Raw genomic sequence first — 23,089 nt, 5'->3', positions numbered from 1 at the left:
CTTGGCTTTTACGGGCTGGATACTCCTGCCATTCCTCATACCTTCGCGCTTACTAAAATTCATACTTAGACACAAGAAAGCGCATGACAATCACCGTACGTAGAACGTATAAACCGCTGGCCCAAAGCGAACATTTTTTACATCATCCTTTCACAGGAAAACAAGAGCTTATGACCGTTGTGATCTACCAACAAGCGGTAGATAGTGGGGTAATATATCGGGTTACCAATCGGCTGAGTGGAACTTGGCACGGGGAAGACACCCATCAAATCCCGTCCTCTCGCTGGACACCCGAGATGAAAGCGATTCTGACGAAACAAAAACTGGAGGTTAACAAAAAACCGACATCGACCCAGATCTTGCTCTACGGTTGGGTATTGATCGCGCTATTCATTATTCCTGCCCTAGGCCTTTCCTACAACGAATACCGCAGTACGGCTAACAGCAATAAAAAGGAGGTACTGATGCATAAAGCAGCACATAACCCACAAGCTAATGACCTGTATTTCGGCGGCTATGGTATTACGCCAGAAGACGGCTCTATCCGGACAGGGTATGCCTGGATTAAAGTGGTTGATGTGCAAGGTGACAGTCTAACGGTACAGTTGGGCACCGATAACGGCTACAAAGAGGAAATTTTATCCAGAAACTACAACAGTAGTATCTTTGACGCGACTAGGTATCGTGTTGGAGGTAGGCTTGAACACGGCCTATTGCAGTTCACCTCTAAAAATAATGGCTTAACGTTTATTTTTATGGATAGTAAATAATTCCCGTAGATTTCCGTGTCTTTTTATACGATGGAATCATCTATGTATGATGTGTATCGAATTCCCGTACACAATGACAAAGCGTGAAAACATATGTATTTTAAGGACTTAATTTTTAAAAAGTAAATCTCGGATAATCGTGTTGTAAGGTTTACCCTTTCGGGAACGAAAGAAATATTAAAAAAAAGTGTTACCACATGTAATATTTGAACGCAAACTACCGTTATATAGGTAATTCATAATTTAAGTTAATAATTGGTTAGTAGTAAAAACCTGGAGCGCCCTGCTTCAGGTTTTTTTATTTTGAGTCACGATATGTTTCCTTGGTGGCACTATCCCATCAGTTTCCGTACAAAGCGTAGAATTTTTTGGGTTTTCTCACCGTATGGAAACCAAAACAGTTTGGACATGGGCTGTATGGTAACATCGGCCACGGCGCGTTCGTGGGAGAAGGCCTTAAAACCAAATTTACCGAGCGACTGCCCAATACCGGAATTATTCACCCCCCCGAACGGTAGGCCTGGATGCATCAAATGAATCAGCGTATCGTTGATACAGGTTCCTCCAGCTGTTGTATGGGCCAAAACGTAATCAATAAAGCCATCGCTTTTACTAAAAATATACAAGGCCAATGGTTTTTCTTTTTCTTCGATAAGCTGCAAGGCATCGCCTATATCATGGTAATAAACTAGTGGAAAAATGGGACCGAATATTTCGTCCTGCATCAGGCTATCGCTCGCTGCCACATCGGTAAGCACCGTCGGTTCGATATAATTTTCTGCCGCATCACTCCGTCCACCAGCAATCAGTCGAGCCCCGGACACCTGCGCCTGACGTAAAGCGTCCGTCAACCGCTCGAAGTGTGCCGCATTAATAATACGAGCAAAATCTGCCGACTGCTGTGGGTCTTCCCCAAAAGCATGCTTTAACTCCTCCTGAAAGACGCGTTCGATATCGTCCTTCAATGCGACGTCAACTAGGGCATAATCGGGTGCAATACAGGTTTGCCCCGCGTTGACAAATTTCCCCCAGATCAGGTTCCGAACGACCTGTTGAAGGTTTACATTTTTATCGATAATAGCGGGCGACTTCCCGCCAAGCTCCAACGTAATATCAGCGAGATGCTCTGATGCGGCTTTCATAACAATCTTCCCCACCGCCGGCGATCCGGTAAAGTGGATATGATCAAAACGCAAGCCCAGTAGATGTGACGTTTCAGCGACTTCACCTTCCACAACGAACACCTGCGTTTCTGGAAATACGGCACCGATAATTTTACGAAGTACCTGGTTGATATGTGGGGTATGCTCGGTCAGTTTGACTATAGCGGTATTCCCTGCCGCCACACTGCTGATCAGGTGCGCCATCGGTAAGTTAAACGGATAGTTCCACGGTGTAATAATTAGGGTGTTTCCTTTCGGCTCGTAGTGTAAATAAGGTTTCACATTGAAAAGTTTCCATACTCGTTTAACCGGTTTATCGCGCATCCACTTCGGTAGCTTGGTGATGGTTTCTTTAATCGCCATCTGAATCGCCATGATCTCGGTCACCTCGGTCTCGGTATGGCTTTTACGAAAATCTTTGTAGATGGCTTCTTTAATAGCAAAATCGTACTCGTCGATCACGGCGGAAAGCGCTTTCAATTTTGCGATCCGCTCATTGGCGGTCGTTTGTTTAAATAATGCCTTGCTGCGCTGTTGCAACGCATACACACGATCTATTTCTGGTATTGTAGTATAACGAGTCATAGAATTTCCTCCCTTTAGACCGTAAGATACAAAAAATAAAACCGTTTGATAAATAATGAGTTACTAACTTTCTATGGGGTATCCTCGTTTTTCTTTATCTTTAATTGAAATAAAATAACCCGATTTTTAAACTTACTTAATTACACGCTTATGTTTTTTTGGGCATCATTTATCTACCTCGCGTATTTGGCCGTTATCGCTTTGATTATCTATGTTACGTACCGCATTATCGATGGTTGGATTAGTCGAATTATTGCAGTTCGCAAGGAGCAGAACCAGGCTTTGCGCGACATTGCAGAGGCCTTGCGGGATCGAGATTAGGGGATATAAAGGCTGATTTAGATCAGCCCTACATCTTTGCAATAGGCAATCAGCTGTTCGTTTTTAGAAAACTCCATCACCTCACGCATGAGGTTGAGTCGTTTTTCTACGCTGCTCAAACCAGAAGGTTTAATATCGCGCTGCTGGAGATAACTCGGAATATTTTTTTGCTGTATACCTTGGGCAAGGAGGGCAATAATATTAAGATCCAGATTTGTAAACTCATGAGAGTTTTTCTCATTGATTGACTCTTTTACCTCAGGAGATTGGTAAGATTTCAGGCTATAAACTGCATCCAAAGCCTCTCTTAAATGTTGTGCGTCGCGCCGCGCCTTGCGGACATATCCATTGACCAACTTCTTGTTAAACAAGCTATCCACGACTTCTGACCGACTTTCTGATGACAGCACAATAACCTTAAGATCGGGTTGTAATTCTTTTACCGCACGAATCAGCTCGATACCACCGGTCAACTGTTGCGGCGTATTGTCATCTTCAAAAATCAAATCCGTAATCAATAAGTCGTAGGGTTCTCCATCACGAAGTGCATTTTTAAGCCAAGTATAGGCATGGTCGCAGTAATATACATATTTCGTGTTTTGAATCCCTAACTCTAGGAGAGTCTTTTGAACCGAGATATTTGCGATCTCGTGATCTTCGGCAATGAGAACTTTTTTGAACATCTATAATCATTTTAACGAAGCGGAATCGCAACCTCTACACGGAGTCCCTTTCCCCCTTCACTAGCAAAAGTAATAGCGCCCCGCATATTTTTAATACGGTTTCCCGTACTGGTCAACCCATTTCCATAGACCACATCGTCTGGTAACCCTATACCAGTATCTTGGTAATGGATCTTTAAGCAATCATCTGTCCTTTGGAAACGTACCACTACACTATTCGCTTCGCTATGTTTCTTCATATTGACCATCAACTCCTGTAACACGTGGCGGATCTCCTCTTTTACATTGGAGGCCACAGCTTGCCAAACTGTCGACTCATTTCCTGCAATCAAGACACGGTGACTACCTGATGCAAATGATTTAAGTAAATCTGTCACCTGCTCGTTAAATGGTTTTTGACTAAGATCTTCACCCTCTGCTTCGTATGATATGTCTCTTGATTTATGGTACATATCTTCCAGCTTATCCAATATACCCTCACGATCGAGCTCTTCTTTATGCTCAATCTCCGTCATTACCCGATAAATCCCGTTAGCGACGACATCATGTACTTTTCGCGACGTTTTAAGCTGATTGGCTTTAATATTATTTAGTGCATCCTGTTTTAGGCGTTCCTTACGCTTTTTGTAATATAGGATTCCACCTGTCACCACGAGTACCAATAATACACCAAATCCCATACTGACTATACGCTGACGGATTAGTCGCGTCGCCTTCTCGGCATTTTCCTTCTCTAATCTCAGGTTATCTGTGATATTTTTTTCTACTTCGTAGCGAATAAGGGCAAATTGGTTTTTTGCTGCCGCACGAACCTGTTGCATGCTATCACTAAGTCGGTGATAAGTCTCAAAGTGAACCTTAGTCGAATCGACTGATTGTAACCGAATTAATCGCTGTAGCGCTTTCACCTGATCATCAGCACTCTTGTTTTTCTTAGCCGTATTATACTGAAGTTGTGCGTAGTAGCTTGCGGAATCAGGCTTCGTCTGACTGTAGTAATCAGATAGCGTAGCATAGCTTGAATTTTGTCCCCAAAAGTCTTTGTTTTCTATTCGCATCGTCAAGGCTCTTCGTAAATCATTACTCGCATTATATCCGGGATCATCAAGCCACATGGCCTTCGAAAGATTCGTCAAAACGCGCGCATATGCATTGGTACCTACTTCCTCGCCCTTTAAGGCCTCTTTAAACGCAGCAATAGCGGAAGGAAAATCTTCCATATCGTGGTATACCAGTCCAATATTATTGGTATAAATACGAATATGAGCAGAATCGTCCGCAAAGCGAATAGCCTGTTTAAAGAATTGAATAGCCTTTGGATATTCCTTTAGCTCTCGAGTCGCTCGCCCCAAATTATTATAATTTGAACTGAGATAAACACGATGGGACGTATCTTGTGCCTTCAGGTAATTGAGCGCACTTAAGGCTGTCTCTTGTGCCCCAAAATAATCATTTCGCTCTTGTTGAACGATAGCCATATTGACCAAGCAGTTACCAACCCCTAGACTATCCTTTTGTTCCAAAAAAAGTTGTTTTGCTTTCTCAAAAAAGAGAAAAGCGCTATCCGATTTCCCATCTTCCAAATAGATATACGCTTGATCAAAGAAAGGATTGTTTAATGTCTTCACATAGGGTGTTTCCTTTTTATTCGAGCAGGCGAAAAAAAGAAAAAGTAAGACAAAAAGATAGCAATAATTCAAACCAGGTTAATTTTACTCGAAAATAGTAAAAAAAGCGTACATTGACTTTACACCTGATTCCAAAAAAGGAAAAGATAGCCCTTTAGCTACCTTTTCTCCTTATCTTTGATATTACGGTTTTTTCGGCGGAACTACGGCTCCACTATCACCTCCATCACCCTCCTGAGGAGCTGTCGGTGTTTCTATTGGACCTTTCGCACTGCTCGTGTTTGACTGTGCCGGTTGACCAAAAAGAAGAGCTAGAATAAAATACCACATATTTCAAAAAATTGAAAGTCAAAAACTAGGTAGGTCCGCGTGCCCCTTGCACGGGATTACTACATTCGTTTTCAGAAGGCCTTCTGAATTTTTTGGGAAGTGGGAGCTTCTATCGCGGGAGGCAGGAGCTGCTTCCCAAACCGGCTAATGACTACCGCGATATATTCTCTTTTGAAATCATCCTCGTCTCTCACCTAGGAGATCCGCGTTGTTCTTACCAACTGATTTCGGAAACAAACATAAATCAGATAAAAAGCTTACTATCAACAATTTCCAATCATTCCTTTTATTCCATATTCTTTCCAACATTTCCAATGAAATTCCAAACATGACATAAATGAGGGTATGGCCAAAGTGATTTTGATTTACGGTTTCCCGTAATTTCGACCCCTAGCGATGGTTTAATTTTGTGGTAATGTTTGAGCGATTCCAAGAAGCAGCACGTACTGCATACCTAGATTTAAAGAGTAACAACAAGCTTGATTTTAGTCGAGAATGGCCTTCGACAGGTGAGCTAAAGAAGTGGTGTTTGCGTACCTATGCCCGTGGTTTATCGCAGGATGATATTCGGGTATTTCATCTTTTTTTTAATGATTCTCATCATGATGATGACCTGGAAAGGGTGATCATGCGTTTTAGTTCAGATAAATTCAGACCACTCCGAAATTTTATCATTGGAGAAACACAGCAGCCCGCTGAGAAGGCCATTAAACTCCTTGCGGTATTAATAAATTTGGAGCCCAGACCCTACAAAAGTAGTGACTGGGTCCATATAGAACGGACGTGTATTGATCAGCACGAAGACGTGGTGCCTACCACCAACGAAAACACGATACTTCCGAAAAAAAAATCGATAATTCGACAAAGCAAACGACGGTTTTATTTGATCAGGGGGAGATTGCTGACTATCGCTTGTTCGGTTTCAGTGTATATGACCGCTCCAAAGGGAAATAAATCAGAAAAAATAAAGGGAAGCTTATGGCGTTCAATCGCGCGGATGAGCGCCTATACCATGAAGTTATTTCTTTGAAGAAATAGAAATAAAAAAAGAGACACCTGGCTTTCGCCCGATGTCTCTCGCAGGGACTTCCTTTACAGAAATCCCCATAATATTGTGTCTTTTACGCCTTTCTTAGGATCATCGCAGAAGCACCACCTCCACCATTACAGATGGCAGCCAAGCCATAGGTACCGCCTTCTTGCTGGAGAATACTCGCTAATGTGACTACGATACGGGCACCCGAACACCCCAATGGATGCCCCAAAGATACCGCACCGCCATATACATTTACCTTTTCTTCGGGGATATTTAAGATTTTGGCATTCGCTAGCGCTACCACAGAAAATGCTTCGTTGAACTCAAAGAAATCGATATCATTTATAGAAAGACCAGCTTTTGCCAGTACCTTTTCTGTTGCCAAACTAGGTGTTGTCGTGAACCATTCTGGCGCCTGCTCGGCATCGGCATAAGCCACTACTTCTGCAAGGGGTTTTAACCCGAGGCTATTCATTTTCTCTTCGCCCATCAGGATCAACGCTGCCGCTCCGTCGCTAAGTGTGGAAGCATTTGCTGCTGTAATCGTTCCTTCCTTTTTAAACGAAGATCTCAAATTTGCTATCTTATCGAAATTAACCTGTGTATACTCCTCATCGTGCGCGACGACCTGTTCTCCTTTGCGCGTCACGACCGTAGTCGGAACGACCTCATTGGAAAACTTACCATCTGCCCATGCCTTTGCACTGCGTTTATAGGAACGAATAGCATACGCATCTTGGGCGGCTCTGTCTATTCCATACTTATCCGCACACAGTTCACCAAAAGCGCCCATCGCATCTTGGCTATAGGCGTCGCTCAATCCGTCCTTTTGAAGACCGTCCAACAAGGGTTGGTGACCGTACTTCGCTCCCCAGCGCGCGGAAGTAACATAGTAAGGTACTTGGCTCATGCTTTCCATCCCCCCCGCAACAACGACCTCGGCATCCCCAAGGCGAATCGCCTGAACACCCTGCGACACAGCTTTCATCCCACTCGCGCATACTTTATTGATGGTCGTGGCTATCACACTATCCGGTAACCCGGCAAACTTCGATACTTGTCGCGCTGGTGCTTGCCCTAAATTTGCTTGCAACACACAGCCCATCAGCAACTCGTCCACCTCATTTCCTGATAGTCCGACACTACCTAGCGTCGCTGAAACACACTGACCACCTAATTCTGTAGCAGATAAGCTGGAAAGTACCCCTCCAAAACTTCCGATAGCGGTACGCTGTGCCGCGACAATAAAAACCTTTTTTGACATCTTAATTTCTTTCGTTTATAATAGGGAGTCGACTTGACTTCGCACAAAACAATAGCATAGTAGCCAACACCGATACAGGTTAAAGGTAAAGAAAAAAGAGCCATTTAACGAAAGAAATTCTTTTCAATTAGTTCGTAGTTGGTGGTGGGTAGTTGGTAGTTGGTAGTTTATAGTTGATGGTTTATAATGTCTTGCCCTTCTCGTCATATCGACGACAGGAGATATCTATCAACTATATAGGTAAACTAACCTGTAGACTAAGTACACTCACTTATAGACAAGTCTGTATGGCAATACCGCCCATATCCAAAGTATAGCTTGTAGATCCCTCCTCGTACCTCGTTCGGGATGACGTAAAGGGAGCGTAAACAGCAAGGAAGCCTATAAAAAAAAACGGCCCTTCTCGTCATATCGACGACAGGAGATATCTATCAACGATATAGGTAAACTAACCTGTAGACTAAGTACACTCACTTATAGACAAGTCTGTATGGCAATACCGCCCATATCCAAAGTATAGCTTGTAGATCCCTCCTCGTACCTCGTTCGGGATGACGTAAAGGGAGCGTAAACAGCAAGGAAGCCTATAAAAAAAACGGCCCTCCTCGTCATATCGACGACAGGAGATATCTATCAACGATATCGGTAAACTAACCTGTAGACTAAGTACACTCACTTATAGACAGATCTGTAGGCAATACCGCCCATATCCAAAGTATGGCTTGTAGATCCCTCCTCGTACCTCGTTCGGGATGACGTAAAGGGAGCGTAAACAGCAAGGAAGCCTATAAAAAAAACCGGCCCTTCTCGTCATATCGACGACAGGAGATATCTATCAACTATATAGGTAAACTGATCTTGAATAGTGCTTAGACCTCTACAAACTAAAAACTATAATCTGTCAACTAAAATCAAATTTTCAATTTCCATGATCGCTTTTCCATCCAGGCGGTTATTTGTATGATGAGCCACGCAAACAATAACGACTTCGCGAGTCCGATCACTCCTGTCGTCATAAAGGCTGGAAGCTGTGTATACACCGGAGCCAGCAGCGCATAGAACACATAGGGCACCAGATAGCAGGTAAGCGTACTGGAAGCCGCCGCGCGAATCGAGTTATACCAGCCTATGTGAGTCTTTCCTTTGGTGAGATAAACCGTAACAAGAAACAACAGTATCCCAATCCCTCCACACAGCATCAGCCAGGAAGGTGTTGCGTGAATCTTAGAGATCCCCCATATGGGTCGCGTTAACATGCCTGCGACCAAAAGCACGACAGCTACCGCTGTTCCGCCAGCATAGAACGCCAGCGGTTTATCCTTCAACTTATTATAAGCAACAGTGGAAAGAACACCTAGCATACAGAAGGCAGCCATCGTGCTATTTTCGGCCAACCACAGATACGGGCGCAGTGCACCAAACTGCGCCCAAAAATCATATTCTCCAGCAACTGTAAAGCCGAAGAAAAGTAATGTCGATACCACCAATACCCAAGTATGACGGTAGAAAAACAGATAAACCAATGCCGCGCAGAGGTAGCCCCAACCAATAAGACCTAAAATACCCCACCAGTATACCCCCATTGCAGGTATACCACGTGCACCGTCGTTTCTTTCAAAAATAAATGCTAAACCAAGTAAAAGGACCACGCCAGCAATACGGTACCAGAAGACATGCTTCATATCCTTGGGATAGACGCGCCATAGGAGAAAAAAACTAAGGATCAACAAACAAACCCACCACGATTTATGGAGGTACGCCCCTTCGTTATAGCTTTCTGCATTGACCAGAAATACCCCCATCACCAAGAGCGCGATGGTGCGTGTTGCAATATGCTTTAACACAGCATATGTAGACGATCCTTTAGCTATTTTATTCGCGATCGCGTATGGAATAGACAACCCAACAATATACAGAAATAGCGGAAAGATTATATCCGAAAACCCCATTCCATCCACATCCGCTGCAACATGCCCAATCCAACTCGGAATATTGGAGAGGGTCCAAATATCGTTGACAAAAATCATGAAGAACATCGTTGTTGCTCGAAGTACATCTATCGCTAGAAACCGGTTTACTGTAGTTGTCGCCATTTTATTTATTTACTTGAGGTTCGCTTTAATTGTTGCCATCAAAGAGCGACTATCCTTTACATCGTAATCGCCTGCCCACAGGTATGCCCCCTTAAAGCCTTCTGCTTTAATGTAATCGGCCTTTTCCTTGACGATTGTTGTACCATTATAGTACACCCCTTTTCCGATATTCGCTATATATTCTTTTTTATACGCGTCGGGGTCCTTACTCTCGTTCAAGATATCTGCAAAACTAACACTCGAATAAGATCCCCATCCCAAGTTGTTTCCATTGGCATCCAATGCGTCATAACGAATACCATAAGCCGGAATCCCAAGCACCAACTTGTTCTTCGCATACCCTTTATTAACCCATGTTGCCGCCGCAGTCTTTAGGAAAGCGAGCGATGAAGACTGTCCCAAAGGTGCTCCAGGCCCAACATGTGCTCCGTCGTCATAACTCCGAACATGTATCCAATCGGCTTTAGAAAGATCCGTATAGTTCCAGTGTAGATAATTGGTCGTTACTGTTGCTGTCACCAGAGATCCAGGTTTTAACGCAGCCTTTAAAGCATTGATAAATGGCCCTACGGCTGCTGCATTGCGACCAGAAATAGCCGCATCATCATTACTTAGGTCGGTCATTAAAATATCGATTCCATCTATATTTTTGCTATTGACATAAGCTGCCAACGTGCTGACCAACTTTGGCATCAAAACAGGATCGGAAATTACACTACCGAAATCATTGTTATTGTATAATGCCCATCCATCCACGCCTGAGAGGCGTCCCGACACACTCAAAAGAGTTGGAATACCTTTGATATGCGAGCGAGCGACCAATTCATCCATGATCTGATTGAGGTCACCTTTCGAAAAATCAACGCCACCTTCAGGCAAGACGCGTGCACCGTTAAAAGCGACATGCGTTACTTGACTCCAGTCAACAAAAGAAGCATTTCCCTTATCTGTCAGATAAGATAAAGCGACCTGATCGAACGGTTTCGGCGTATAACTCCCAGGGCTAACGAGCACATTAACGATACGGGTGGATGTATTCCCTTGAAACGATGCTTCCAACGTCACCTTAAACTCGCCCCCACCACTTGGCGGGGTAAAAGTAAAGGAGGTGTCGCTCGACACATGTTGCCCATTGACTTTCCAACTGATATCCATCCCTTTGCTTGGAGATGGCGAAAACACCAGTTTTCCAAAATGTACCGTCTCCCCTTCTTTCAATATTCGATTAGGGGAAGTAAAAGTATTGGCGTTATCAAATATCCGGGGGTAAAAATTACCCTCAAACGTATTATCTTTATCGGAACAGCCGAGCTGAAATAAACAGATCACCAAGGCCACAGTTGCTACAATTTTTTTCATTTTTTTTATTTTAAAATCCATCGTCCTCATCTACTTGTCGTGGGGTATAGGTTATCTTGAATAATCTGGAGCAACGCATGTGGTGCATCCGCATCGCCCAGAAGATGCCACACCATTACACCACCTGCCCCTTGTTCCCTAGCGTAGATCGCTTTGCTTGCTATGGTCGCCGCTCCATTGTAATAAAAAGTACCCTGCTGCGGAATTACAATTTCATCGGTATGAACCGCCTCAGGATATTGCGCAACCAAAGCTTTATAGGTGATATCATCCGCGATACTGGGACCAAAGCCATACCCATAAAATGGTAGTCCGATAACTAATTTCTCAGGTGCCACCTGACGTACATCGCGCCAATGCGTAAAATCTTTTACCATATGCGCATAGGTCGCATGTGGGCCTGCATTCGATTTATTCCATGGTCCGGTATAATCGTAAGACATGATATGCACTAAATCATAACGCGCCAACGCCTTATCGGTTATCCGGTTCGAGGTCCATGTTGCTACAGCTGCGGTCATTAGCTTTTTCTTTGCCCGCAATAGGTCCGATAGTCCCACCACAAAGGATTCATAGTTCTCATCGATAAAGTCTCCTTCCAAATCCACATCAATACCATCCAAGCTATAGGTATCCACCAATTTTCCGAAATTCACAATCAAAGCTTTTTGCTTCGCCGGCTTCAATAAATCCTTAAGGTGTTCGGGCGGACTTCCACCAGCAAAAGAAGCAAATACCTTGACATCATGCTGATGCGCTAACTTGACGGTCTCGCTCAACCCTAGAACAGTCGGAAATGTGCCTGTTGCATCTGGATTGATAAACGCAATATTAAGGTGTGTAATTTTCGTAAAATCTAATTTCTTCGCTGCTTCAAGCAATCCGGTGTTGGCGAATAAATACCCAACAACAAAGGCCTTACGCGGCGGGTTCTCTGTGGTTGTATGCTCTTTGCCACAGGCCGTAAGCAAATGCAAACAACTGATCAAAAGCAAGATATATCTTTTCATTTTTTCTTTCTTTTAGGTTTATGGCTTATCCCACCAAACACGATTTGTCCATGTATCTCCTCCTGGTCCAAGCGCTTCAATTGCTGGAGCAACATTCGCCCGATTCTGTTCAGTTTCATTGATCGGGTATTCCAAACGACGCGGAATCTGATTTGTCGTAGACTCTCCCGTAAGTCCAGGCGTCAATGCTGGAAACCCAGTTCTGCGCCAGTTTGCAAACGCTTCTGTACCGTTCATTAAAAAAGTAATCCACAACTGCTTATTGATCAATTCTATTTCACGCCCCGGGATCAGACTATTGCCCTGAATGAAGGTGTTGATCTGCTGATCCTCAATATTCGGTCCGCCTGGATACAGACTTAGGTGTTTGATGGAAGCCCGCATTCCGTTGGCGTAATGTGTGGCTGCGGTCCCACCCCAATTACCTCCCCAACGTACACTTGCTTCCGCCAATAAAAATGACACCTCCGCATAGGTCATATGCAGGAATGGTGCATTATTACGGATCAAGAAATTAGCTAACTGTACTTTTTGGTCGTTGTTTACGATTTCAATCGTTTTGCCATTCGGGAGTTGAATCTTCATCGGGTTTAACCAATCATCCCAAATATAGTCGGTTGGCTTCACGCCATAGTATCCAATCTGAGCTTTTACCTGTTCGGTAATATCAATACGATCAAATGGGCGATTGATGATATCGATGTAGTAGCGTAAGAAGTGCGGCATGCGCGGGTCGTTTGTACTTTGGAGCTGCTCCACTAAAGTACGGCTCACGCGCGGCAATACTTCCGACTGTCCGATGGCCGCGGAGAGTCCATTTCCGCGCATATCGGCATAGGTATTTTGGATATCTTCATGATGCAACAAACAGATGTCTGCATTGCTTGTAAAAACACCCGCCTCAAATGCAGCAGCGGTTTCTTGACGTGCTTTATCGGGATTGATCTTCACCAAGCGCATTGCATAGCGCAAACGCAGAGAGTTCGCAAATTTTTTCCAGGATTCGATATCTCCTTTATAGAAGAGATCACCACGCACCTGATCTTTAGATGGATCTAACTGCTCCGCTGCAGCCTTCAACTCCGTAAAGAAATCGTTATAGATATCCTCTTGGCGATCGAATTTAGGACGCGTCACCCGGTCGATATACGCCTTTCCTGCCTCCGAGTACGGAATATCACCATACATATCGGTAAGTCTCGCAAACTCATACACCTTCATAATACGGCACACCGCATTCAGGTTGCTTTGTTCCGGATCATTGGCCGTTCTTTCTACCGCGGAAACCATGTTCACCACACCACTGCGGTAGGCGAAATCCCATAACGACGACAGATACTGCCGATTATAAATATACATCTGTCCCCAACGGTTCGCCCAGATTCCCCCCACATGTTGAACAATGGGCATGGTAAGACAAAGGTGAACTTTCTCATTTGACTCCAAGTCACCGGAAAAGCGCAGTTGCGTATTAGTCAACTGTAAGGATGGATCCAGATCACTGGAGCGTGTCGGATCAATATTGGTATCACCAAATTTATTGCAGGATACTGTTGTTAAACAGCACGCTATAAAAACAGTTATAATTGATTTTGCTTTCATTTTCATAACATTTAAGCGCCGATATTTCATGCAGAAAAAGCAGAAGTGCGGACGCAATACATAGACCTAAAACCTGAAATTTAAATTTACCCCCCAGCTCTTACGTGTTGGCAAAGAACCATACTCCAGACCTTGTCCGTTACCGTTATTATAATTGGAATCTGGATCGATATTCGGCACATCCTTAAACAAAATAAACGGATTTCTACTCACGACACTGACCTGCATCCCCTGAATGCCCCAGCGCTTGGTCAGCGTACTTGGGATACTATAGCCGAAAGTAATCTCACGCATTTTCACATACGATGCGTCGTAGATATATGGGCGAGCCACACCACCGTCCTGAACAATCTGTGCCCAGTATACCGATGGATCTACCGCTCGTGCATTCTCGGTAAACACTTCATTACCGTTTCCGTCAATCGTGCGGATTACCCCTTTAGGGACGAGTCCACGAACCATACCGGCCTTCGCCCAATCGTCACTCGTCATATGGGCAGCTTGACGATCTTCTTCTGATTTAATCCATTCATCACGTCCTTCCAAGGTAGTTTCCAAACTACCGCGGCTAGCAGCGAAGAGGTTTGTCATAGAAAACATATCAGCGCCATATTTGACATCAATAATAAACCCAAGACTAAAGTCTTTATAACGAACCGAACTGTTTATACCGCCTGTCCAATCAAAAATCCCTTTCCCGACCAACTGACGCTCCGTGGATTGCAAAGGCAACAGCGTAATAGGGTCCAAGATCAAGTTACCTTGCGGATCACGCTGTTCATCGAATGCCAAAATCGATCCATAAGGTGCATCTGGCTTAGCGACCACGGCCACACTCATCCAGCGGGCATCCGATAAGGTTAAGAATGGAACCCGATCAGAAAGGGATTCAACCACATTCTTATTTCGTGCAAAGTTGACACTGAGGTCCCATTGAAAGTTTTCCTTTTGAATGGGCGAACTATTCAACATAATCTCTACACCTCTATTGGATACAACACCGGCATTGATTAACTCCCGATCAAATCCCGAAGAAAATGCGATAGGTACCGCATTAATCTGGTCTCTTGATTTTTGGGTATAATACGTTACATCCAACCCTATACGGTTATTCAAAAACTTCAGCTCCGTACCAACCTCAAAAGAGCGAGTCCGTGTAGGGAGCAAATTTTTAGGGGGCAGATTCTGCGTATTAACACTCCCAAAAGCCTGCCCTTTAAAAGAAAGTGGGTTGATGGAATAATATAGATCCAAGAGGTAAGCCTCCGTATCTCCCCCAACCTCTGCGGCCGATGCTCTAAGCTTACCAAATGAAAGGATACGCTTATCAATTTTAAAAGCATCGCTAAACACAAAGCTGGAGGAAACAGATGGGTACACATAGCTATTGTTTTCTACCGGAAGTGTGGAAGATGCATCACGACGGATACTGGCATCCACATACAAGAAAGATTTATAACCTAACGAGAGGAGTCCGTACATCGAGTTGAGGTGTCTCACATAGCTACTTGGCACAATACTTTTATCGGTAAAGCTCGTCGGTGTAACGGCATCTCTCGCGGTCATATTCGTGAAAAGCATTTGCTGACCTTTGTTATTTACGCGTGAAATACTCCCGCCCAGACGTGCTGTTAGGTGTAAATCAGGCGTCAGCTTCTTTTGTGCCGTGACCAACACATCCGCTTCGGTGGTCACAAATTTACGATCCATCTGCTCTAGCGCTCCTGTTACAAAACCAGGGGTCGTCCGGGGGTTAAATCGCTCAAAATCAAGAAAGGTAATATCCGTAGAAGCGCGTCCCTGGAGATTCAACCAAGAGGTCGCATTATAATTAAGTTGAGCCGCCCCCATTAGACGGTCTTTATCACTTTTATTATACATCTCATTAAGCACCCAATAAGGGTTTAAACGATATGCGCCTCCGCCCCACTCAATGTAGGATCCATCTGGATTCTTAAATGTGTTTGCAAAAAGCGACTGATCCACATTACTTGCCAAACCGATAAAGGAGTTTCCGATATTACTCGGGCTATCGGCCAATGCAGGGCGATTTTTAACATGCTCATTTAAATACATAGCACGCGCTTCCAATGTTAGTTTAGAACCAAACTTGGAGGTACCATTCAAGGTAAATGTATTGCGACGAAGTCCGCTCGAAGGAATAATATCATTCACCCGAAGATCAGCCGCTGAAAAGCGGAATGAAGAATTTTCATTGCCATTTGTAAAAGACAAATTATTGCTAAAGGTCGATCCTGTACGAAAAAAACCGCCGATATTATCCTTGATATAAGCATATGGACGCTTTACACCGTCGTAGGAGTCGACCAACACATCGGGATCCAAACGTGCTCCAAAATTTTGGAACAAGGTGGTACGAGCTTGCACTACGGAATTTGGTATATTTTGTTTTGTTCCTTGTCCGTATAAATGCTGATATCCATCATAGGTTGTCAGCTGTGTTTCAAAGGAAGAAGTGCTATTAAACTCAATGCCCAGCGCTTGGTTTCTGGTTCCCTTCTTTGTGGTGATGAGGATAACCCCATTAGCGGCACGGGTACCATAAAGCGCCGAAGCAGAAGGGCCTTTTAGCACCGATATTTTATCGATATCATCTGGATTAATCGCCGATATAGCATCCCCCATATCATAACCCTCCGCAAATTGTCCAGACCCTGTGCTTCCATAATTGGAGTTATCGATAGGCACCCCATCTACCACGTAAAGCGGTTGGTTATTTCCGGTAACCGTTGTATTTCCGCGGATAATAACCCGCGCCGAACCGGCCGGACCACCCGCCGTACTGTTGATGATCAATCCCGGGACTTTACCGGCGAGTGAGTTGATCACATTCGTTTCACGCGCTTTCTTAAGTCCCTCTCCACTCACTTCCGACACGGCATACCCTAGTGCCCGTTCTTCGCGACGGATACCGAGCGCCGTAACAACAGTCTCATCGATTTCCATAGCGGCAATACTCAGCGTGGCGCTCAACTGCGTCTGTCCAGGTGCAAGTGTTAATAGTTTGGGCGCATACCCAATCAGCGAAAAACGAATCTGGTCTCCAGGATTTCCTTCTAAACTATAGCTTCCTTTCGCATCGGTGCTTGTCGTCTTTTTGGAAATCAAATTGGTAACCGTCACACTCTCCAATGGCTTACGTTCATCGTCCATAACAGTTCCTCTGATCTGCTGCTGGAAAATTTCGATGATGGGTTCTAGTATTTTGGTTTTCTTTGGCGCGGGAGCCTCTTTCTTTTTGAGAAGTACAGCCTTTTCTTCGATCTTAAACGAGATCGGCTGTCCCTTCAAACAAATAGTAAGCGCTTCCTCGATTGTTGCATTGTTGATTTTAACGGAAATCGGTTTGATATCACGCAGCAATACATTGCTGTATAAAAAATCATAACCACTTTGCTGGCGGATTTCATTGATGATCTCCACCAGCGAAGTATTGGTTCGGTTTAGGGTAATCTTTTGTGCGTACGAACTAGCGTGCGCTTGTACGATGGCCAAGGCTAACAAGACAATCGTTAACTTCATCTTGGGGAGGCTAATTCGTGAGAATAAGCGTTGTTTCCCTTGTTTAAACCACAGAGAAAGTAAATGTGTATTCATAACTTTGTTTATAAGGCTGTTATAGTTGTTTTTTTACGGCTATAGCGAACGTTTTCCGATGTAAGGGCTAAAGAAATTGGTTGTACCTTTAGTCCTTTTATTCGGTTTCCACGTGTTTGATTCTTATTTTGAAACGATAATCCTCCTTCCTTCAATTTTGAAATGTAAATTAGAATCATACTCCAGCATCTTCAGGAGACTTCCGATATCGCGACTGCGTGATATTTTTCCAGAGAATGTACTCTGCACATCAGGCTTCACGGTATAGACAATATCCACATCATACCACCGTGCAATTTTGGTGAGTATACTTTCGATATTTTCATTGAATTTAAAGTAACCGTTCTTCCATGCGATCGCTGCTTCGGTATCGACTACAGATTTAGTGATGCCCTGTTCATTTACGACCGCTTGCTCGCCCGGGACAAGCAACATTGGCTTTTTGCCTGCCTGGATAGCGACCGATCCCTCGATCAGGGTGGTCTTTACATCGCGCTCTTCGGGGTAAGCCTCTACGTTGAACTGAGTGCCTAGTACTCGAATCTGTTGCCCCTTGCTTTGAACAATAAATGGCGCATGCTTGTCGGGAGTCACGTCAAAAAAGACCTCGCCTTCAATTTTAACCTCTCGCTGCCCGCCACGGAATGCCGTTGGGTAGCTTATGCGGGATGATGCATTTAACCAAGCTTTTGATTTATCCGGCAGAATAACCAGCCACTTGCCTCCGACAGGCGCCTCCACGGTATGATACTCATTCCGACTTCCTGTTGCAGCACCATCGGCCTCATAGATTAGTTGTCCGTCCGCCGTTTTTAATATCCGCACACCATTTGCTTGGGCAACGGTACCATCGGCACTTTCGGATAGGTTGATCTGTGTTCCGTCGGCCAGCGTCAGTGTTGCACTATTGCTTCCCGGCTGTATTGCGGCGATATCAGCGGCCTCTTGACGCTGACGGAACTGTTGAAAAATATGGGTAAAAAGTAGTGTGGCTAAAATTAAAGCGGCAACCGCAGCTATTGGTTTCCAAAGACGCTGTATTGGTGTACGTGGTTGCTCTTTGGCAATCTGTTTTTCAATACCTTTCAGCATACGCTTTTTGAGCACCGTACGGTTTTTGGCAAAGGTCGAGTCGATATGCAGCACGCCTTGGCGCTGCTGTTCATACCACGCATCAAAGTAGGCCATCTCTTCGGGAGTAATGGTTCCTTTTTTGATCTTGTGTGCCAGCTCTGCTAGGTATGTTTTTTCTTGGTTTGCGTCCATCATAAGATTAGGTATATACACTATAGTCTCAAGACCGATAGGGTATACCTAGTCTGTTGTGATTTTTTTTTAAAAAAGTTGAAAGAATCTGTAGGAGAATAAAAATTATAGCATCGGAATCACCGAAGTAATACTGTCTTTTATATCGCGCAGCGCACGTACTAAGTGGTTATTGACTGTTTTCTCGGAAATCTGGAGCTCTTCGGCAATTTGTTTATGGGATCTCCCTTTTTCTCTACTCAGTTGGTATACGATACGACACTTTTCTGGCAGCAGGGCGATGGTTCGTTCCAGTTTAACCAAAAGCTCCTTTTCTAACAAATAGCTTTCCGCACAAGGTGCATCGGTTACCATAAACTGGATCGCCTCGGCAAGCATCTGTTTATTTTTATGCTTCTTATTGAGCCGATCGATCACCTTATATTTAACTGCAACACTGAGGTAGGTGTGTATACTATGTTTTAGCTGTAAAGCTTCCCGACGGGACCATAAACTATAAAATATATCTTGCACGCACTCCTCTGCTTCCTCGGCACTATCCAACGTCTGTGCGGCCACATGAAAAAGACGCTCCCAATACCGCTCGTACAGTGCCGTAAAAGCGCGCTTATCGTCCATCCGCAAATGCTCGACAAGTACCTCGTCTGGAAGTTCCTTATATTTCTGTAACGTTTTCACCGGGATTAAAAGTCGTCAATCAGTTAGTTTCGATAAAACTAATAAATTCTTTTGACACTAAACATAAAAGAAATTTCATCAAACCGAAAAATGAAGAAAAAATATTCTGATTTTTACAAGGAAAACAAGTGATTTTTACCTATTTTGGGCTAAATCCGACCGGAAAATCGAACCGGTTCATAAGCGGAAAAAGCAATAACCAATAAAACTATAATGCATATGCAGGCAACACAATTGACGGCAGAGCACCAAACATTTCGAGAAACGCTTCGCACTTTTATTCGTAAGGAAATCCTCCCCTATATTGATCAATGGGAGAAAGAGGGTAAAATAGACCGATCCATTTGGAAAAAGATGGGTGATATGGGCTTTATGGGGCTCAACTATCCGGAAGAATATGGTGGTTTAAATCTGGATTTCTACTACTCCATGATTTTCTGTGAGGAGATTTCCTACTGCTATTCGGGTGGATTCTCTATCGCAGCGCTCGTTATTCAATACATGTCAGCCCCCTATCTGCTCAAGCATGGTTCAGAATCCCTGAAACAAAGGTACCTCCGGGGAGTAATTGATGGGGATCTGGTCAGCGCGGTCGCCATTACGGAACCAGGTACGGGTTCGGATGTACAACAAATCCAGACCACAGCCATTCGGCAAGGAGATCATTATATCGTCAACGGTTCCAAAACCTTTATTACCAATGGGTATTACGGCGATTTCTTTATCACAGCGGTGAAGACCGATCCTACGCAGAGAGCACGAGGCATCAGCCTGCTACTTATCGACCGGAATGCGCCTGGAGTGAGCGCCAACAAGATCGATAAAATGGGTTGGCACGCTTCGGATACGGCAGAACTCGCTTTCGATAATGTTGCGGTTCCTGTAGACAATCTAATAGGCCTCGAAAATGAAGGCTTTAGTTACCTCATGGGGGGACTTCAGCTGGAGCGTCTCACTGCGGCAATCCACAGCCTAACGACAGCCGAATCGGCCCTGGAGTATACCTTAGATTATATGGGAACGCGGGAGGCTTTTGGCAAGAAACTACAAAGCTTTCAGGTATTGCGCCATAAAATTGCGCAGATGGTAGCGGAATTAGCGACGACGAAAGCTTTTATCCAGCATTGTTGTGACCTACAGGAGCGTGGGGAATATGCGGTACAGGAATGCTCGATTGCGAAATTACAAGCGAGTGAGCTTGCTGTTAAAGTTGTGGGCCAGTGCTTGCAACTGTTTGGCGGTTATGGGTTTACCGAAGATTATAAGATTGCACGCCTTTACCGCGATGTCCGCGTAGGTACGATCATCGGCGGAACATCGGAGATTATGCTCGAAATAATAGCTAAGACCGCGATTGATCAAATTAATTATAAGGAGCAGAATAAAACAAAAAGCCAAGTGTAACGGGTATGGAAAATTTTAGAGACAAGCAGGAACAACACTTCGATACAATTCGTAATGGGATGGGATTGGTAACCATTGCCCCCCGGCCAGCGGCAACACAGTCTACCGAAGGGGATATCCTCCTCACCTTGGAATCACTCGTGCATCAACTCGAAAGCACGCTGAAAGAGGTCGATTGTAGCGGTATCCTGTACCACCGTCCCTTTTTAAGCAATGAGCCCGATTACCGGACACTTTTCACGGAGGTAACAGGTACAACAGATTTTGAAGGGCGATTGGCCGGACTATTTGAACGTGCCCTAGCAATCAAGCGTCAAGGAAAGCCCGTGATCGGGTTGCTGAAAGGCTCCTGTTCGGGGACGGCATTGGCTGCTATGCTTTGGGCGACTCATCGCATTGCCCTGAAGGGAACGTCTCTTTCTTTTCCGGAAGCAAACTATGGCTTATTCCCTGGCTTTGGGACGACCGTGTTTACGTCGACAATCATCGGCAGTGATAAAGCGATTCCACTGCTAACGCAAGGACGTGCCATTGGCGAGGGTGCTGCTTTAGAAATCGGCTTGGTTGATGCCATCGCAGCATCTCCAGAGGCGGCCGCGTTACGGGCTACGGAAATTATAAATCAAGGGGCCAAAAGTTTAGCCGGCCGACAGCCGACACATTTTGATGAACAGGCACTAGAAACGGCTGCCGCAGCGGTAACAAAAAAAACGCGCGGATTAAATACGGGTATCAATTTATGTTTGGATATCATTCGTCAAACGCAATTGCTCCCCATTTCAACTGCTTTACAATTAGAGGCACAACATTATCTCAAGGCCTGGCAATCTCCTATCGTTGTTCCGATGCTTCGCACACAATATTATGGGGTGCGCGCAGCAAAAAAGCCGAACGAAACAGATAATTCGCTCGCGTATAATCCGCAAAAAATAGGTGTTTTAGGTGCAGGTATGATGGGATCGGGTATTGCTTTTGAAGCGGCACGTGCCGGATTAGAAGTGGTCTTGAAGGATGTGGATATAGCGCAGGCCATACGGGGCAAGGGGCATGCCGAGCAAATAAGTGGAAAATTGGTCGAGCAAGGTCGCTTATCGGCGGATAAACGGGAGCAATTGCTGTCTCGCATTCTACCTAGTGAAGAGATCGAAGACCTTGCGGGTTCTGATCTGATTATTGAGGCGGTATTTGAAGATAAGGAGCTAAAGGCGAAGGTCACGAGGGAGAGCTTGCCTTACTTACAACAAAATGGAGTCTATGCCTCCAACACAACTTCTTTACCGATTACCGAACTAGCGACCGTATCCGCACACCCAGAGACCTTTATCGGTATGCATTTCTTTTCTCCTGTGGACCGCATGGCTTTGGTAGAAGTAATCCGGGGCGAAAAGACGGATGAAAAAACGTTACAAAAAACATTAAAGATCATACACTTACTCGGTAAAATTCCGATCGTGGTAAACGACGGCCCTGCATTTTTCACCTCACGGATCTTCTTTCATTATCTATTGGAGGCAATTACCATGGTACTGGAGGGGATTCCCGCCGCCTGGATTGAAGAGGAAGCATATGCGGCTGGGTTCGGGGCAAGCCCACTAGCGGTGCTCGATGAAATATCCTTACCCCTGATGACGCATGTATATGATCAGCTACCGGTGCTCCACTCTTCGCAGCAACGCTGCTATGACTACTTGCACGCGCTGATCGAGGCAGGTCGGCCAGGTCGGAAAAGCGGAAAAGGTTTTTATGATTATAATTCAAATACCGGAAAGAAAACGATATGGCAGGATCCTCGCATAAAACCAGCGGAATCTATGCCTGCACGCGAAGTGATCCGTCAAAGACTACTTCATGTGGTGGCTCTGGACAGCTATCGTTGTTTGGATGAAGGTATATTAAATCGGGCTATCGATGGCGATATCGGTTCAGTTCTTGGAATCGGATATCCGGCGCATACGGGGGGAGTATTCGGGCATATCGATCAGGTAGGACTTCGTAGATTTCTACGGGAATGTACCGCTTTCCGCGCACATGGTGAGCAATGGGAAATCCCAACCTCGCTGATTGTGCGTATGGATCGGGACCTTTCCTTTTATTCGGGGTTTGAAGCGAATTAGATGAGGTTGTTGCCTTGGGCTATATCCGTCATTTCTTCTGTGCACGATAATCTGTAGGAGGACAAGACTTTTATAAAAAGACACTAGTTATCAAGAAGATAGAAATGATCAAGACGACGACAAGTTGAAAGAAAGGACACGAGTTGAAAACTCGCGCCAGCAGGT

17 protein-coding genes are annotated in these 23,089 nt (G+C 44.7%); 5 read left to right on the top strand and 12 right to left on the bottom strand.

What is annotated here, in order from left to right; all coding sequences use genetic code 11:
- The first annotated feature begins 83 nt into the window (after window positions 1–83).
- Entirely contained in the window at window positions 84–770 is a 687-nt protein-coding gene (locus B9Y69_RS15465; protein WP_085473879.1) for a hypothetical protein, read from the top strand.
- A gap of 332 nt (window positions 771–1,102) precedes the next feature.
- On the opposite strand, the gene B9Y69_RS15460 is transcribed toward B9Y69_RS15465, so the two are convergent.
- Complete coding sequence (locus tag B9Y69_RS15460; protein ID WP_085473878.1) at window positions 1,103–2,518, bottom strand: aldehyde dehydrogenase family protein; 1,416 nt, start codon at window positions 2,516–2,518, stop codon at window positions 1,103–1,105.
- A gap of 150 nt (window positions 2,519–2,668) precedes the next feature.
- Between B9Y69_RS15460 and B9Y69_RS19300 the strand changes: the two genes are divergently transcribed.
- Entirely contained in the window at window positions 2,669–2,839 is a 171-nt protein-coding gene (locus B9Y69_RS19300) for a hypothetical protein (RefSeq protein ID WP_166785151.1), read from the top strand.
- Window positions 2,840–2,856: 17 nt separating this feature from the next.
- Here the strand turns inward: B9Y69_RS19300 and B9Y69_RS15455 are convergent, their stop codons facing one another.
- The 3 genes from B9Y69_RS15455 to B9Y69_RS19225 form a co-directional block, all read right to left on the bottom strand.
- On the bottom strand, window positions 2,857–3,522 hold the full coding sequence (locus B9Y69_RS15455; protein ID WP_085473877.1) for a response regulator: 666 nt from the start codon (window positions 3,520–3,522) through the stop codon (window positions 2,857–2,859).
- An 11-nt stretch (window positions 3,523–3,533) separates the two neighbouring features.
- A complete protein-coding gene (locus B9Y69_RS15450) occupies window positions 3,534–5,150 on the bottom strand; it encodes a tetratricopeptide repeat-containing sensor histidine kinase (RefSeq protein ID WP_085473876.1) in 1,617 nt (538 codons plus the stop codon).
- A 183-nt stretch (window positions 5,151–5,333) separates the two neighbouring features.
- Window positions 5,334–5,480 (bottom strand): hypothetical protein, encoded by a 147-nt coding sequence (locus tag B9Y69_RS19225; protein ID WP_159451866.1) that lies wholly within the window; start codon window positions 5,478–5,480, stop codon window positions 5,334–5,336.
- A gap of 415 nt (window positions 5,481–5,895) precedes the next feature.
- Here B9Y69_RS19225 and B9Y69_RS15445 point away from each other — a divergent pair, with 415 nt between their 5' ends.
- The gene (locus B9Y69_RS15445) at window positions 5,896–6,510 is read left to right on the top strand and encodes a hypothetical protein (protein ID WP_085473875.1); all 615 of its coding nucleotides are present in this window, start codon (window positions 5,896–5,898) and stop codon (window positions 6,508–6,510) included.
- 91 nt (window positions 6,511–6,601) lie between these two features.
- On the opposite strand, the gene B9Y69_RS15440 is transcribed toward B9Y69_RS15445, so the two are convergent.
- From B9Y69_RS15440 to B9Y69_RS15405, 8 genes are all read right to left on the bottom strand, one after another.
- On the bottom strand, window positions 6,602–7,780 hold the full coding sequence (locus B9Y69_RS15440; RefSeq protein ID WP_085473874.1) for a thiolase family protein: 1,179 nt from the start codon (window positions 7,778–7,780) through the stop codon (window positions 6,602–6,604).
- Between the two features lie 911 nt (window positions 7,781–8,691).
- Window positions 8,692–9,873: a DUF5009 domain-containing protein gene (locus tag B9Y69_RS15435; RefSeq protein ID WP_085473873.1), complete on the bottom strand. Its 1,182-nt coding sequence runs from the start codon at window positions 9,871–9,873 to the stop codon at window positions 8,692–8,694.
- 9 nt (window positions 9,874–9,882) lie between these two features.
- Entirely contained in the window at window positions 9,883–11,232 is a 1,350-nt protein-coding gene (locus B9Y69_RS15430; protein WP_159451865.1) for a glycosyl hydrolase family 18 protein, read from the bottom strand.
- Between the two features lie 26 nt (window positions 11,233–11,258).
- Window positions 11,259–12,242: a glycosyl hydrolase family 18 protein gene (locus tag B9Y69_RS15425; RefSeq protein WP_085473871.1), complete on the bottom strand. Its 984-nt coding sequence runs from the start codon at window positions 12,240–12,242 to the stop codon at window positions 11,259–11,261.
- 18 nt (window positions 12,243–12,260) lie between these two features.
- A complete protein-coding gene (locus tag B9Y69_RS15420) occupies window positions 12,261–13,844 on the bottom strand; it encodes a SusD/RagB family nutrient-binding outer membrane lipoprotein (RefSeq protein WP_159451864.1) in 1,584 nt (527 codons plus the stop codon).
- Between the two features lie 66 nt (window positions 13,845–13,910).
- A complete protein-coding gene (locus B9Y69_RS15415; RefSeq protein ID WP_085473869.1) occupies window positions 13,911–17,462 on the bottom strand; it encodes a SusC/RagA family TonB-linked outer membrane protein in 3,552 nt (1,183 codons plus the stop codon).
- Window positions 17,463–17,585: 123 nt separating this feature from the next.
- Window positions 17,586–18,731, bottom strand: a complete 1,146-nt coding sequence (locus B9Y69_RS15410; RefSeq protein ID WP_085473868.1) for a FecR family protein — start codon at window positions 18,729–18,731, stop codon at window positions 17,586–17,588.
- Between the two features lie 102 nt (window positions 18,732–18,833).
- Window positions 18,834–19,406, bottom strand: a complete 573-nt coding sequence (locus B9Y69_RS15405; protein ID WP_085473867.1) for an RNA polymerase sigma-70 factor — start codon at window positions 19,404–19,406, stop codon at window positions 18,834–18,836.
- A gap of 219 nt (window positions 19,407–19,625) precedes the next feature.
- Here B9Y69_RS15405 and B9Y69_RS15400 point away from each other — a divergent pair, with 219 nt between their 5' ends.
- Together B9Y69_RS15400 and B9Y69_RS15395 are read left to right on the top strand one after the other, a co-directional pair.
- Window positions 19,626–20,810, top strand: coding sequence for an acyl-CoA dehydrogenase family protein (locus B9Y69_RS15400; protein ID WP_085473949.1), 1,185 nt, complete (start codon window positions 19,626–19,628; stop codon window positions 20,808–20,810).
- 5 nt (window positions 20,811–20,815) lie between these two features.
- Window positions 20,816–22,924, top strand: coding sequence for a 3-hydroxyacyl-CoA dehydrogenase NAD-binding domain-containing protein (locus tag B9Y69_RS15395; RefSeq protein WP_085473866.1), 2,109 nt, complete (start codon window positions 20,816–20,818; stop codon window positions 22,922–22,924).
- Window positions 22,925–23,089 lie beyond the last annotated feature (165 nt).

This window comes from Sphingobacterium psychroaquaticum, from assembly GCF_900177625.1.
Lineage (GTDB): Bacteria > Bacteroidota > Bacteroidia > Sphingobacteriales > Sphingobacteriaceae > Sphingobacterium > Sphingobacterium psychroaquaticum.
This window is presented reverse-complemented; position numbering and strand designations above follow the sequence as displayed.

Bases quoted from the DNA above. Each gene is read 5' to 3' on its own strand.
- B9Y69_RS15425 (WP_085473871.1), bottom strand. From the start codon at position 12,242: ATGAAAAGATATATCTTGCTTTTGATCAGTTGTTTGCATTTGCTTACG.
- B9Y69_RS19225 (WP_159451866.1), bottom strand. From the start codon at position 5,480: ATGTGGTATTTTATTCTAGCTCTTCTTTTTGGTCAACCGGCACAGTCA.
- B9Y69_RS15440 (WP_085473874.1), bottom strand. From the start codon at position 7,780: ATGTCAAAAAAGGTTTTTATTGTCGCGGCACAGCGTACCGCTATCGGA.
- B9Y69_RS15445 (WP_085473875.1), top strand. From the start codon at position 5,896: ATGTTTGAGCGATTCCAAGAAGCAGCACGTACTGCATACCTAGATTTA.
- B9Y69_RS15410 (WP_085473868.1), bottom strand. From the start codon at position 18,731: ATGATGGACGCAAACCAAGAAAAAACATACCTAGCAGAGCTGGCACAC.
- B9Y69_RS15435 (WP_085473873.1), bottom strand. From the start codon at position 9,873: ATGGCGACAACTACAGTAAACCGGTTTCTAGCGATAGATGTACTTCGA.
- B9Y69_RS15415 (WP_085473869.1), bottom strand. From the start codon at position 17,462: ATGAATACACATTTACTTTCTCTGTGGTTTAAACAAGGGAAACAACGC.
- B9Y69_RS15460 (WP_085473878.1), bottom strand. From the start codon at position 2,518: ATGACTCGTTATACTACAATACCAGAAATAGATCGTGTGTATGCGTTG.
- B9Y69_RS19300 (WP_166785151.1), top strand. From the start codon at position 2,669: ATGTTTTTTTGGGCATCATTTATCTACCTCGCGTATTTGGCCGTTATC.
- B9Y69_RS15455 (WP_085473877.1), bottom strand. From the start codon at position 3,522: ATGTTCAAAAAAGTTCTCATTGCCGAAGATCACGAGATCGCAAATATC.
- B9Y69_RS15465 (WP_085473879.1), top strand. From the start codon at position 84: ATGACAATCACCGTACGTAGAACGTATAAACCGCTGGCCCAAAGCGAA.
- B9Y69_RS15420 (WP_159451864.1), bottom strand. From the start codon at position 13,844: ATGAAAGCAAAATCAATTATAACTGTTTTTATAGCGTGCTGTTTAACA.
- B9Y69_RS15395 (WP_085473866.1), top strand. From the start codon at position 20,816: ATGGAAAATTTTAGAGACAAGCAGGAACAACACTTCGATACAATTCGT.
- B9Y69_RS15400 (WP_085473949.1), top strand. From the start codon at position 19,626: ATGCAGGCAACACAATTGACGGCAGAGCACCAAACATTTCGAGAAACG.
- B9Y69_RS15430 (WP_159451865.1), bottom strand. From the start codon at position 11,232: ATGAAAAAAATTGTAGCAACTGTGGCCTTGGTGATCTGTTTATTTCAG.